The sequence below is a fragment of the Klebsiella sp. RHBSTW-00215 genome (assembly GCF_014103785.1).
Lineage (GTDB): Bacteria > Pseudomonadota > Gammaproteobacteria > Enterobacterales > Enterobacteriaceae > Klebsiella.
The window spans coordinates 6105083-6118018 of sequence record NZ_JABXQS010000001.1 but is presented as its reverse complement, the minus strand read 5'-3'; the positions used below and the strand labels follow the sequence as shown (position 1 = coordinate 6118018).

The window sequence follows — 12936 nt, the reverse complement described above, 5'->3', positions numbered from 1 at the left end:
AAATCTCCAGTGACCGAATGATTTTAAACGTTTTCTGTCGGGTGTGCTGTGATGCTGCCCTTATGCTGCGTTTTTCCTGCCAGATAGCGTGCTTTGAACAAGCTAAAGTGATCGCCAAGCGCCGCAGCCGCGGGTTTATCTCCCGCGAGATCCAGCAACGCAATCGCCACTTCGGCAGTGCAGTATTGCCCTTGCGCATGGGCTTCCCGCAGGTGGTAAGCAGAGATGCGGGACAGGTCGACGGAAATAACCGGCAGTGCATCAAGCCAGGGGCTTTTGCGGAACATTTTTCGCGCTTCGGGCCAGGTTCCATCGAGCATAATAAATAGCGGCGGTTTGCCCACAGGCGGTGCATCAAGTACCTGACGTTCGGTGCCGGCATAAGACGCAGGAAAAACCACCATTGGTTGGTAATGGGGGTTGGTGACTAAATCAAGCAACGCCTGTGGCGGCTCGGTGCGTGACCACTGGAACGCTTCGGTATTCGGAAGGGTATCGGCAATAAGGCGCCCGGTATTGCTGGGCTTCATTGGCTCGGTATCGAACATTACCAGACAAAAACGACTGGAAGCGGCAACCGGGTTAAGGGTCTCGCAAAGGCACTGTTTCAACGGCAGTAGGCAACGCTGGCAGCGGTGAATACGGTTGCCGCGAGCAAGGAAAGGCCGGGTGGCGCGAGCGAGTCGTTCAGCGCGAAGACGAAGGACGGCGTTATCAGTCATGGAGATCGCTAAGAAAAAACGCCATTGTCGCAGAGGTAAAAACGGGGCACAAGCAGTGCCCCGTCAGGTTTACTGCTGGCCAGCTTCGTTTAGCCAGCTATCGAAAGGCGCTTTAGGGACGGCACCGTTCAGCATGTCGATGACTTCGCCATTTTTAAACATCATAATGGTCGGGATGCTACGAATGCGAAAGCGAGCGCTGAGTTCCCGTTCCATTTCGGTATTCACTTTCACGAAACGCATTTCGCCACTGCGTTCTTCAGCCACATCTTCAAAGATCGGCGCGAAGTTACGGCAGGGGCCGCACCATGGCGCCCAGAAATCGACAACGACGGGGAGATCGTCCTTCAGTAGTTTATCCAGCGTTGCCCCGGTCGCGTTGATTACGTCGCCGTCAAAAAGATCGTGACCACAGCGCCCACATTTTGCGCCATCGGCGCTACGATCGTCTGGGATGCGGTTCAGAGCCTGACAACTGGCACAAACGGTATTCATAACTAACCTCTGGTTATGGGTTGCAGCGCGGCACGTGGCCGATTTGTTTCTGTAATGTTACATATTATCGGTGAGTAGCTATTAAAGGACAATGTGTTTTGTTCGATGAATACGATAGACCCAGGCTTTTAAATGAAACAATGGCTAAGTGATGACACATCGGGTAATCTGCGCGCTTCGCGCAGCGCAGGTGGAGAAAATTGATGAGCGACGAACTGAAAAATAAAAGCGGCAAGGTCAAAGTGATGTATGTCCGCAGTGATGATGATTCTGAGAAACGCACCCAAAACCCGCGTACCGGGAAAGGGGGAGGTCGTCCAGGAAAATCACGCGTTGACGGCCGCAACCGCCCTGCGCGCGATGAAAGAAGTAGCCGCGGTGGTGACCGTAAACGTGACGATCGCAAGCGTGATGATTTCGGTGGTGAAGGCTCCTCTCCGTGGCGTACCGTGTCTCGTGCGCCTGGAGAAGAAACTCCGGTAAAAGCCGATCACGGTGGGATCAGCGGTAAAAGCTTTATCGATCCGGAAGTATTGCGTCGTCAGCGTGCGGAAGAGACCCGCGTTTATGGTGAAAATGCCTGCCAGGCTTTATTCCAGAGCCGGCCAGATGCCATCGTGCGTGCCTGGTTTATCCAGAGCGTAACACCTCGCTTTAAAGAAGCTCTGCGCTGGATGGCGGCAAATCGCAAAGCCTATCACGTTGTTGATGAAGCTGAACTGGCGAAAGCGTCCGGTACTGAACATCATGGCGGCGTTTGCTTTCTGATTAAAAAGCGTCATGGCACATCGGTTGAACAGTGGGTTGCTAAAGCTGATGCTGAAGATTGCGTTCTGGCGCTGGAAGATGTGGGTAATCCCCATAACCTCGGCGCGATCATGCGTAGCTGCGCGCATTTCGGCGTTAAAGGCGTTGTTGTGCAGGATGCCGGAGTACTGGAGTCAGGTGCCGCAATCCGTACAGCAGAAGGTGGCGCAGAGCACGTTGAGCCGATCACTGGGGACAGCTTCATTGATACGCTCGAGAGATTCCGCAGCGCGGGTTACGCTATTGTTTCTACTTCCAGCCATAATGGTACTCCGCTGTTTAAAGCCGAGCTGCCGAAGAAAATGGTGCTGGTGTTAGGGCAAGAGAGTGATGGTCTGTCCGATGCGGCGATCTCCAGCGCCGATCTGAATGTGGCTATCGAAGGGACAGGTAATGTGGAGAGCCTGAACGTTTCCGTTGCTACCGGCGTATTGCTGGCAGAGTGGTGGCGTCAGAATAAGGTTTGATACCTTATTCAAAGTAAAAAATGCCAGCATAGCTGTAATGCTAATGCTGGCATTTTTTTGTCCTGATTCTGAGTGATGACTAGTCCGTAGATTCATACGGACTAGTCATTTACTCGCTTTCAGTCGGTAACACCGGTACCCAGTCAATCGGTGCTTCACCGCGTTCGGCCAGCCACTGATTGGCCTGGACAAAATGGTTGCTGCCAAAGAACCCGCGATGAGCGGAAAGCGGTGATGGATGGGGCGATTTCAGTACACAATGGCGCTGACGATCGATAATCGCCCCTTTCTTTTGTGCATGTGACCCCCACAGCAGGAACACCACACCTTCCCGATGCTGGTTGATCAATGAAATCACTTTATCGGTAAAGGTTTCCCATCCGAGGCTGGCGTGAGAGTGTGCTTGCCCCGCACGTACCGTTAATACGGTATTGAGCAGCAGCACGCCCTGACGCGCCCAGCTTTCGAGATAACCGTGAGTCGGGCGCTGAAATCCAGGTATCGTCCCTTCCAGTTCCTTGTACATATTAAGCAGTGATGGTGGTGTCGCAATTCCTGGTAGAACAGAGAAGGCAAGGCCGTGAGCCTGCCCGGGTCCGTGGTAGGGATCCTGGCCCAGGATCACCACTTTGACATCGCTTAATTCGGTGTAACGAAACGCATTAAAGACATCTTTTTGCGGTGGGTAGATGGTGATGCCAGATTGGCGTTCTTCAGCAACGGTTTTCAGGGTGTTAACAAACCAGGGTTGCTGCTTCTCTTCTGCCAGTACGTCGTGCCAGGTTAATGGGGTGGTCATTTTGCTCTCCTGCAAAGTGTCATCGCCATAGCTTAACTGCATCTTTCTACAACACAAAATTTGCGCCACGCGATTGACGTTCTGCATGCAAAAAAAATTGAAATTTTACAAATTTATTTGGTGTTGGATATGGCGTAACTTGATGTAAAACAATAATATCCACTCATACCCACTTTCATTGAGTGGTTTTTGTTGATTTAAATCAATGAATGCCGGGTGCCCGGCTGTTATATATACACTCATACAACAATGGTTTTACCAATTGGCCGCGAAGGCCAATAATCGAATAAACACTGCCTGGGAGGCATCAAATGATTACTGGTATCCAAATTACTAAAGCTGCAAACGACGACCTGCTGAACTCTTTCTGGCTGCTGGATAGCGAAAAAGGCGAAGCACGCTGCCTGTGCGCCAAAGCCGGTTATGCTGAAGATGACGTGGTTGCGGTAAGCAAACTGGGCGAGATCGAATACCGTGAAATTCCGGTAGACGTGAAACCGGAAGTTCGCGTTGAAGGTGGTCAGCACCTGAACGTAAACGTACTGCGTCGCGAAACGTTGCTGGATGCGGTTGAGCATCCGGAAAAATATCCGCAGCTGACTATTCGCGTATCTGGTTACGCGGTACGTTTTAACTCTCTGACTCCGGAACAGCAGCGCGATGTTATCGCCCGTACTTTTACCGAAAGCCTGTAAGATTAAGTTTTGATGTGAAAACGCCGGGATATCCCGGCGTTTTTTTTACTTTTCGTTTGGCTGCTGTGGCGTATCGTTCCCGCTTGCCTTGCGACGCTTACCAATGTTCTTGGTATCACGGTGACGTTTCTTCACGCGCGGCTTCTCTTTATCTTTCTCTTTTTTCTCTGCACGCTTCGCTAATACTTTCTTAGACGGCTTACCAGTCTGCTTCTCGCTCGGTGCGCGAGTCGTTGGGCGCAACTCATCGATGACTCGGGCTTTTAACGGCTCTTCAATATAACGGCCAATTTTGCCCAACAGCAGGTGGTCATGAGCCTCAACCAGAGAAATGGCGACGCCTTTTTTCCCTGCGCGACCCGTTCGACCGATGCGGTGTAGATAGGTGTCGGCGGTACGCGGCATGTCGAAATTGATTACGTGACTCACATCCGGAATATCGATACCACGTGCAGCGACATCAGTCGCAATCAGCACATTCATACGACCGTCTGTCATTCGTTTAATTGCTTCGTTGCGCTTCGCCTGAACCATCTCACCTTCAAGCCAGCAGGTATTGATACCCGCTTCACGCAGCCAACCCGCCAGTTCATGAACACGCTCGCGTTTACGCACAAAGACGATAGAACGTGTGGCATCTGGTTGCTTCAGTAAATTGACGAGCAGCGCGGTTTTGTGTTTGATGTCATCAGCACGGTAGTACCACTGATGAATTTTCTTACGCTCGCGAGTGGAAGGGGTGGCTGAGACTTCAACCGGATCTTCCAGCAGACGTTCAGCAAAGTCCTTAATCGCGTCGCCTTCAAGAGTCGCGGAAAACAGCATGGTCTGCTTACGCCAGCGAGTTTCACCAGCTATGTGTTCAATATCCTGGGCGAAGCCCATGTCGACCATGCGATCTGCTTCATCAAGAATCAGAGTTTCAACGGCGCGGCAGTCGAAGTTTTCTTCTTTAATGTATTGCAGCAGGCGTCCGGTGGTCGCAACCACGATATCCTGGTTTTCACTGAACACTTCCGCGTGGTTCATATACGCTACGCCGCCAGTGATAGTGGCGATATCCAGATGAGTATGTTTTGCCAGTTCACGCGCATGGTCAGCAACCTGCATCGCCAGCTCGCGAGTTGGCGTCAAGATGAGAATGCGCGGTGGACCGGACTTCTTGCGTGGAAAATCGAGCAGGTGCTGCAACGCTGGCAGCAAATACGCCGCTGTTTTACCGGTGCCGGTCGGGGCTGAACCGAGAATGTCACGGCCATCAAGCGCAGGCGGAATAGCGGCGGCCTGAATGGCTGTCGGGCGTGTGAAACCTTTATCCTGGAGTGCTTCCAGTAGGTTTTCGTCGAGTTCAAGTTCGGAAAAAGTCGTTACAGTCATGATCTACCTCTGAGTGGACCGCCGATTATAGACGTTACGGACGCAATGTTCATCTGTTTGTAAGGCTATCTGTTCTCCGGTATTGTGCATAGCCTTAAGCCCAGGAGTTTTTTGCCCGCAAGGTTATCGAGGATGTCTCAGTCGAAGTTTGCGCTGCCGCGCAATGGTTTTACATTTAAACAATTTTTTATCGCCCACGATCGCTGTGCGATGAAGGTGGGCACTGACGGCATTTTACTTGGCGCATGGGCTCCGATAGCGCAGGTTAAGCACGTACTGGATATCGGTACTGGCAGCGGCCTGCTTGCGCTAATGATAGCGCAGCGAACTGTGGCGGCGGTCACTGTTGACGCTGTAGAACTGGACGAAGATGCGGCAGAACAGGCGCGGGAAAACGCTGAAGAATCCCCGTGGTCCGGACGTATCCAGATCCACCAGGCTGATATTCAGCAATGGCAGTCGCCGCAAACCCGACGCTACGAACTGATTGTCAGCAATCCGCCTTTTTTTGCTGAAGGTGTCCCCTGCGCGACCTCGCAGCGTGAGCAGGCCCGCTATACCACCACGCTCGATCATACAACGCTGTTAACCTGTGCCGCTGAATCCATTACGGAAGAGGGATTTTTTTGCGTTGTGTTGCCGGTTGATATCGGCAATGCATTTGTTCAGCGGGCGCAGAACATGGGTTGGCATCTACGTTTACGTACCGACGTGGCGGAAACGGAAATGCGTCCACCGCATCGGGTTCTGTTGGCTTTTTCGCCGACAGCGGGTGAGTGCTTTAGCGACAGGTTGGTTATCCGCGGGCCAGAGCAGCAGTATTCCGAAGGATTTACCGCTCTGACCGAGGATTTCTATCTTTTTATGTGAACCAGTGGCGACAGCACTGACGGCCCGCTAGTCGGCAACTGTTCCGGATAGTCCAGCGTATAGTGCAGACCACGGCTCTCTTTACGTAGCATGGCGCAGCGCACAATCAACTCGGCAACCTGGACCAGGTTACGCAGCTCCAGCAAATTATTGGAGACGCGGAAGCGGGTGTAATATTCGTCCAGTTCCTGCTGCAGCATAGTAATGCGTCTCAGGGCGCGCTCAAGTCGGCGGGTGGTGCGCACAATGCCAACATAATCCCACATTAATAAGCGCAGTTCATGCCAGTTATGTTGGATAACAACAAGTTCATCGGGGATCTCGACCTGGCTTTCGTCCCATAAAGGAAGTTCATTGACTCTCTGCGCGAAAGGCATGCGCTTAACGATATCTTCGGCTGCGGACCAACCGTAAACAAGACACTCCAGCAGCGAGTTTGAAGCCATGCGGTTAGCGCCATGTAATCCGGTATAGCTGACTTCGCCGATGGCATACAGGCCGTCGACATCAGTACGTCCGTTATCGTCAACCATCACACCGCCGCAGGTATAGTGAGCAGCCGGAACAATAGGCACCGGCTCTTTTGTCAGATCGATTCCCAGACCCAGTAACTTCTCGTAAATCATCGGGAAATGGTGGCGAATAAATTCTGCGGGTTTATGGCTGATGTCGAGATACATGCAGTCGACGCCAAGGCGCTTCATTTCATGATCGATGGCTCGGGCAACCACATCGCGGGGGGCCAGTTCACCGCGTTCGTCAAAGTCCGGCATAAATCGTGTGCCGTCCGGGCGCTTCAACAGTGCGCCTTCACCGCGCAAGGCTTCTGTCAGCAGGAAATTGCGTGCTTGCGGATGGTATAAGGCGGTGGGGTGAAACTGATTGAACTCAAGGTTGGCGACACGGCAACCTGCACGCCAGGCCATGGCGATCCCATCACCAGAAGAGACGTCTGGATTTGTCGTATATTGGTATACCTTAGCCGCGCCTCCGGTAGCCAGTACCACCGCTTTTGCGCTACAAGTTTCAACCGTTTCTTTATTTCGATTCCAGACCCAGGCTCCTACTACGCGACGCGTTCCCGGCAGGCCGATTTTATCTGAGATAATCAGGTCAACGGCGTTGCTGCGTTCCAGCACGCGGATGTTGGGATGAGAAAGCGCTTTGCTGACCAGCGTTGTCTCTACGGCTTTACCCGTCGCGTCGGCTGAGTGGAGAATTCGGCGGTGGCTATGCCCCCCTTCTCGGGTCAAGTGATAGCTTTCAGCCCCGTTAGCCTGAACCTGAGTATCAAACAGGACGCCCTGATCAATAAGCCACTGAACGCAGGGTTTAGCGTTGCTGGCGACAAAAGAAACGGCATGGCGATCGCAAAGGCCGGCTCCGGCAACCAACGTATCTTCTACATGGGATTCAATGCTGTCGGTTTCATCGAAGACGGCGGCGATCCCGCCTTGAGCATAGAAAGTTGACCCTTCACTGATAGGGCCTTTGCTCAGTACCGTGACTGTGCAGTGTTCCGCCAGCCGCAAAGCAAGGGACAATCCGGCAGCACCGCTGCCAACAATCAGTACATCACAAGAGGAATCAGAAGTTGTTTTCATGAGCTTTGTTTAATTTACTAAACAGGATTGCAGCACAATAGCACCAGCTTGCGCTGAATCGTACATTTTTTTTACTCAATGTTGTGGCGGCTAAACATAACGCTTTGATGGGGTGGGCTGTAAATGTAAGAAAAGTTTTGCGAAGCAACTCGTTAGCTTCAGATTTTATAGTGAAATAAAAGTCGGGTTACGTTACCCTTCTGGCGGGCTTTGCGCTTTTTCTTATTATCTTACATATCGTTTAGCTACCGGGGCATATAATGAGAGATAACGACCCGTCAGCCGGTGCCAGACGAAAAAAAAAGGCGTAACGGAACTTTATTGTTTTCAGACACTCCAACCCTCAGCTTGCTCATTTATGCAGTCATTGGGTGGTGTTTTGAATACGCATGGGAATTGGGTTTGGGGAGACATTACCTCGGATGAGCGAGCAGTTAACGGATCAGGTCCTTGTTGAACGGGTCCAGAAAGGAGATCAGAAAGCATTTAACCTGCTGGTGGTACGCTATCAGCATAAGGTTGCAAGCCTGGTCTCCCGCTACGTGCCACCGGGCGATATCGCTGACGTTGTTCAGGAGTCGTTCGTAAAAGCATGGCGTGCGCTGGATTCTTTCCGGGGGGATAGTGCTTTTTACACCTGGTTATATCGTATCGCCGTCAATACGGCGAAGAATTATCTGGTTGCTCAGGGGCGCCGTCCGCCATCCAGCGATGTTGATGCCAATGAGGCAGAAAATTTCGAAAGTGGCGGGGCATTGAAAGAAATTTCGAACCCTGAGAACTTAATGTTGTCAGAAGAGCTGAGACAAATAGTTTTTCGTACCATCGAATCGCTTCCGGAAGATTTACGCATGGCAATTACCTTGCGGGAGTTGGATGGCATGAGCTATGAAGAAATAGCCGTCATCATGGATTGTCCGGTGGGCACAGTGCGTTCGCGTATCTTCCGGGCACGAGAAGCTATTGATAATAAAGTTCAACCGCTAATCCGGCGTTGACGATAGCGGAATACTGGAAAAGGGTATCAGGCATGCAGAAAGAAAAACTTTCGGCCTTAATGGATGGTGAAACGCTGGATAACGAACTGCTCAATGAGCTAGGTCGTTCATCTGAAATGCAAAAAACCTGGGAGAGCTATCATCTCATCCGCGATACGCTGCGAGGCGATACCAGTGAGATGCTCCATTTTGATATCTCTGCTCGCGTCATGGCCGCCATTGAAAATGAGCCCGTTCGTCAGACGGTTCCTCTAATTCCTGAATCTCAGCCTGCCCCGCATCAGTGGCGCCAGATGCCTTTCTGGCAAAAAGTGCGCCCATGGGCAAGTTCATTAACCCAAATGGGGGTCGCTGCGTGTGTTTCCCTTGCTGTTATCGTCGGTGTCCAGCAGTATAATGGGCAGTCTGATGCATCTCAGCAGCCTGAAGCGCCGGTGTTTAACACCATGCCGATGATGGGGAAAGCCAGCCCGGTTAGTCTGGGCGTGCCAGCGGATGCTTCAGCAGGCAGCGGTCAGCAGGCGCAAGTGCAGGAACAGCGCCGCAGAATTAATGCTATGCTGCAGGATTATGAATTGCAGCGTCGCCTGCATGCTGAGCAGCTTCAGTTTGGTCAGGCCCAGACTCAGCAAGCCGCTGTTCAGGTGCCGGGCTATCAAACTTTAGGAACGCAATCGCAGTAATGAAGCAACTTTTGTGTGCCATGTCGCTCATGGCAGGCAGCTTGTTCTTCTCCGCCAACGCCTCGGCTGATACATCGTCCGGGGCGTTGTTGCAGCAGATGAACCTGGCTAGCCAGTCCCTCAATTACGAGCTGTCTTTCGTCAGCATCAACAAGCAGGGCGTTGAGTCGCTGCGCTATCGACACGCGAAACTAAATAACCGCCCCCTCGCTCAGCTATTACAGCTCGACGGCCCTCGCAGGGAAGTCGTACTGCGCGGCACTGAAATTAGCTATTTTGAACCTGGCCTCGATCCGTTCACGTTGAATGGTGACTATATCGTCGATTCGCTGCCTTCATTGGTGTACAGCGACTTCAAACGGCTGGCGTCGTATTATGATTTCATCTCTGTTGGGCGTACGCGTATTGCCGATCGTTTATGCGATGTGGTGCGAGTCGTGGCTCGTGACGGTACGCGCTATAGCTACATCGCCTGGCTAGATGCTGAAACAAAGCTGCCGCTGCGTGTTGATTTACTCGATCGCGATGGGGAAACCCTTGAGCAGTTCCGGGTCGTTTCTTTCAGCGTTGGCGACAATGTTAGCGCCAGTATGGAAACTCTGGCAAAGGCGAGCCTGCCGCCGCAGCTTTCCGTACCGGAAGGCGGTGATAAGGCTAACTTCAACTGGGCGCCAACCTGGCTGCCGCAGGGGGTTGCGGAAGTCTCCAGCAGCCAGCGTCGTCTACCAACGTTTGATGGTCCGGTAGAGTCCCGTCTCTACTCTGATGGGCTATTTAGTTTCTCCATCAATATTAATCGCGCCGCAGCAAATAGCAGCGATCAGTTGTTGCGTACCGGGCGCCGCACCGTGGCTACCATTGTGCGCGATAATGCAGAGATAACCATTGTTGGCGAACTGCCCCCGCAAACCGCGAAGCGTATTTCTGACAGCATTAAATTCAAGGCCGTACAATGATCAAAGAGTGGGCAACGGTCGTTTCCTGGAATAACGGAATTGCGCAGGTGCATTGCGATGTTAAAGCATCCTGTAGTAGTTGCGCTTCTCGTGCCGGTTGCGGTAGTCGGGTGTTGAATAAGCTCGGGCCGCAAACCAGCCATACAATTAGCGTGCCTTGTGAACAGCCGCTGGCTGCCGGGCAAAAAGTAGAATTGGGGATTGCCGAAAGCAGTTTGCTTGGCTCTGCCGTATTGGTCTATATGGCACCGTTAGTTGGATTGTTTTTAATGGCGTCTATCTTCCAGGTTCTGTTCGCGAATGATTTTGCTTCGCTGTGTGGGGCAATACTTGGCGGCGTTGGCGGGTTTTTGGTGGCTCGTGGTCTTTCTCCTGGTTTAGCGGCTCGTCAGTCGTGGCAGCCGGTGATTATTAGCGTCGGTTTACCGCCAGATTTAGTTCGCATCGAGACGCCTTCCGCACCATTGGGTCAGTGATTTCCCTGGCCCTAATCTTTATTTACAACTCCCGCAAGATCTCGTCATTTACTCCGGCTATGCTAGCCGTAAGAGCATTTCCTGGTTTCGTGGATGTAGTGTAGAATGCGGCGTTTTCGGATCAAAAAAACGTCAGGCACAGAATAGCGGCCTCATGATACGCGTAAGGCATAACTAACTCTAAATATGAAGAATATACGTAACTTTTCAATCATCGCTCACATTGACCACGGTAAGTCGACGCTGTCTGACCGAATTATCCAAATTTGCGGTGGCCTTTCCGATCGTGAAATGGAAGCCCAGGTCCTGGATTCCATGGATCTTGAACGCGAGCGCGGGATTACCATCAAGGCACAGAGCGTCACGCTGGATTACAAAGCGACCAATGGCGAAATCTATCAGCTGAACTTTATCGACACCCCGGGGCACGTGGACTTCTCCTATGAAGTTTCTCGTTCACTGGCGGCGTGTGAAGGGGCCCTGCTGGTGGTTGATGCGGGTCAGGGCGTAGAAGCTCAGACGCTGGCTAACTGCTATACGGCGATGGAAATGGACCTGGAAGTAGTGCCGGTCCTGAATAAAATCGACTTGCCTGCGGCCGATCCTGAACGCGTGGCGGAAGAAATTGAAGACATCGTCGGTATTGATGCTACCGATGCAGTGCGCTGTTCGGCGAAAACCGGCGTTGGTGTGCCCGATGTCCTGGAGCGTCTGGTACGCGATATTCCGCCGCCGGAAGGCGACCCGGAAGCGCCGTTACAGGCACTGATCATCGACTCATGGTTTGATAATTACCTTGGTGTTGTCTCGCTGGTGCGTATTAAAAACGGCACCATGCGCAAAGGCGACAAAATCAAGGTAATGAGCACCGGTCAGGTCTACAACGCCGATCGTCTCGGTATTTTCACGCCTAAACAGGTTGATCGCACCGAGCTGAAATGCGGCGAAGTTGGCTGGTTGGTTTGCGCGATTAAAGACATCCTCGGCGCACCGGTTGGCGATACGCTGACTCTGTCCCGTAACCCAGCAGATAAAGCTCTGCCAGGTTTTAAAAAGGTCAAACCGCAGGTTTATGCTGGCTTGTTCCCGGTAAGTTCTGATGATTATGAGAACTTCCGCGATGCGCTGGGCAAACTGAGCCTCAACGATGCCTCTTTGTTCTATGAGCCGGAAAGCTCTACTGCGCTGGGCTTTGGTTTCCGCTGCGGCTTCCTGGGTCTTCTGCACATGGAGATCATTCAGGAACGTCTGGAGCGTGAATACGATCTGGATCTGATCACCACGGCGCCGACGGTAGTCTATGAAGTAGAGACGACTTCGAAAGAAGTTATCTACGTCGACAGCCCGTCTAAACTCCCGCCGCTGAACAATATTCAGGAACTTCGTGAGCCGATCGCTGAGTGCCATATGTTGCTGCCGCAGGAGTTTTTGGGCAACGTCATTACCCTGTGCATAGAAAAACGCGGTGTTCAGACCAATATGGTCTACCACGGTAATCAGGTTGCGCTGACCTATGAAATTCCGATGGCGGAAGTGGTGCTCGATTTCTTTGACCGCCTGAAATCTACTTCTCGTGGTTATGCGTCGCTGGACTATAACTTCAAACGTTTCCAGGCTTCCAACATGGTACGCGTGGATGTGTTGATCAACAGCGAGCGAGTCGATGCGCTGGCGCTGATTACGCACAATGATAATGCGCCGTACCGCGGTCGCGAACTGGTAGAGAAGATGAAAGAGCTGATCCCACGTCAGCAATTCGACATCGCTATCCAGGCCGCTATCGGCAACCACATTATTGCCCGTTCAACGGTGAAACAGCTGCGTAAAAACGTCCTGGCAAAATGCTATGGCGGCGACGTCAGTCGTAAGAAAAAGCTGCTGCAGAAGCAGAAAGACGGTAAGAAACGCATGAAGCAGGTCGGTAACGTTGAGCTGCCGCAGGAAGCGTTCCTCGCCATTCTGCACGTTGGTAAAGACGGCAAATAAC

General features: G+C 52.1%; 14 protein-coding genes. 9 read left to right on the top strand and 5 right to left on the bottom strand.

Annotated elements, in window-relative coordinates:
• Window positions 1–23: 23 nt before the first annotated feature.
• Together HV127_RS29105 and trxC are read right to left on the bottom strand one after the other, a co-directional pair.
• Window positions 24–722, bottom strand: coding sequence for a tRNA-uridine aminocarboxypropyltransferase (locus tag HV127_RS29105; protein ID WP_182240467.1), 699 nt, complete (start codon window positions 720–722; stop codon window positions 24–26).
• A 69-nt stretch (window positions 723–791) separates the two neighbouring features.
• Complete coding sequence (trxC, locus tag HV127_RS29100; RefSeq protein ID WP_004104599.1) at window positions 792–1217, bottom strand: thioredoxin TrxC; 426 nt, start codon at window positions 1215–1217, stop codon at window positions 792–794.
• A gap of 203 nt (window positions 1218–1420) precedes the next feature.
• Between trxC and HV127_RS29095 the strand changes: the two genes are divergently transcribed.
• The gene (locus tag HV127_RS29095) at window positions 1421–2491 is read left to right on the top strand and encodes a tRNA/rRNA methyltransferase (protein ID WP_182240465.1); all 1071 of its coding nucleotides are present in this window, start codon (window positions 1421–1423) and stop codon (window positions 2489–2491) included.
• A 109-nt stretch (window positions 2492–2600) separates the two neighbouring features.
• Here the strand turns inward: HV127_RS29095 and ung are convergent, their stop codons facing one another.
• Window positions 2601–3290, bottom strand: coding sequence for a uracil-DNA glycosylase (ung, locus tag HV127_RS29090; protein WP_182240463.1), 690 nt, complete (start codon window positions 3288–3290; stop codon window positions 2601–2603).
• Window positions 3291–3601: 311 nt separating this feature from the next.
• Between ung and grcA the strand changes: the two genes are divergently transcribed.
• Window positions 3602–3985, top strand: a complete 384-nt coding sequence (grcA, locus tag HV127_RS29085; protein WP_182240461.1) for an autonomous glycyl radical cofactor GrcA — start codon at window positions 3602–3604, stop codon at window positions 3983–3985.
• 45 nt (window positions 3986–4030) lie between these two features.
• Here the strand turns inward: grcA and srmB are convergent, their stop codons facing one another.
• Window positions 4031–5362: an ATP-dependent RNA helicase SrmB gene (gene srmB / locus HV127_RS29080; RefSeq protein WP_182240459.1), complete on the bottom strand. Its 1332-nt coding sequence runs from the start codon at window positions 5360–5362 to the stop codon at window positions 4031–4033.
• A gap of 132 nt (window positions 5363–5494) precedes the next feature.
• Here srmB and HV127_RS29075 point away from each other — a divergent pair, with 132 nt between their 5' ends.
• Window positions 5495–6232 carry a tRNA1(Val) (adenine(37)-N6)-methyltransferase gene (locus HV127_RS29075; RefSeq protein ID WP_182240457.1) on the top strand — a complete coding sequence of 246 codons (738 nt, stop codon included), beginning with the start codon at window positions 5495–5497 and terminating at the stop codon, window positions 6230–6232.
• On the opposite strand, the gene nadB is transcribed toward HV127_RS29075, so the two are convergent.
• Window positions 6217–7836, bottom strand: a complete 1620-nt coding sequence (gene nadB, locus HV127_RS29070) for an L-aspartate oxidase (RefSeq protein ID WP_112215422.1) — start codon at window positions 7834–7836, stop codon at window positions 6217–6219. The genes HV127_RS29075 and nadB overlap by 16 nt on opposite strands.
• 285 nt (window positions 7837–8121) lie before the next feature.
• Here nadB and rseD point away from each other — a divergent pair, with 285 nt between their 5' ends.
• From rseD to lepA, 6 genes are all read left to right on the top strand, one after another.
• A complete protein-coding gene (gene rseD, locus HV127_RS29065; RefSeq protein WP_167492730.1) occupies window positions 8122–8262 on the top strand; it encodes a rpoE leader peptide RseD in 141 nt (46 codons plus the stop codon).
• Window positions 8259–8834: an RNA polymerase sigma factor RpoE gene (gene rpoE / locus HV127_RS29060; RefSeq protein WP_182240455.1), complete on the top strand. Its 576-nt coding sequence runs from the start codon at window positions 8259–8261 to the stop codon at window positions 8832–8834. Before rseD ends, rpoE begins: the two co-directional genes overlap by 4 nt.
• A 32-nt stretch (window positions 8835–8866) precedes the next feature.
• The gene (gene rseA / locus HV127_RS29055; RefSeq protein WP_112215423.1) at window positions 8867–9517 is read left to right on the top strand and encodes an anti-sigma-E factor RseA; all 651 of its coding nucleotides are present in this window, start codon (window positions 8867–8869) and stop codon (window positions 9515–9517) included.
• Window positions 9517–10473, top strand: coding sequence for a sigma-E factor regulatory protein RseB (rseB, locus tag HV127_RS29050; RefSeq protein WP_182207624.1), 957 nt, complete (start codon window positions 9517–9519; stop codon window positions 10471–10473). The genes rseA and rseB overlap by 1 nt, the downstream gene beginning before the upstream one ends.
• Window positions 10470–10949: a SoxR-reducing system protein RseC gene (gene rseC, locus HV127_RS29045; protein ID WP_182240453.1), complete on the top strand. Its 480-nt coding sequence runs from the start codon at window positions 10470–10472 to the stop codon at window positions 10947–10949. Before rseB ends, rseC begins: the two co-directional genes overlap by 4 nt.
• A gap of 186 nt (window positions 10950–11135) precedes the next feature.
• Window positions 11136–12935: a translation elongation factor 4 gene (gene lepA / locus HV127_RS29040; RefSeq protein ID WP_110272054.1), complete on the top strand. Its 1800-nt coding sequence runs from the start codon at window positions 11136–11138 to the stop codon at window positions 12933–12935.
• Window position 12936: the final 1 nt, after the last annotated feature.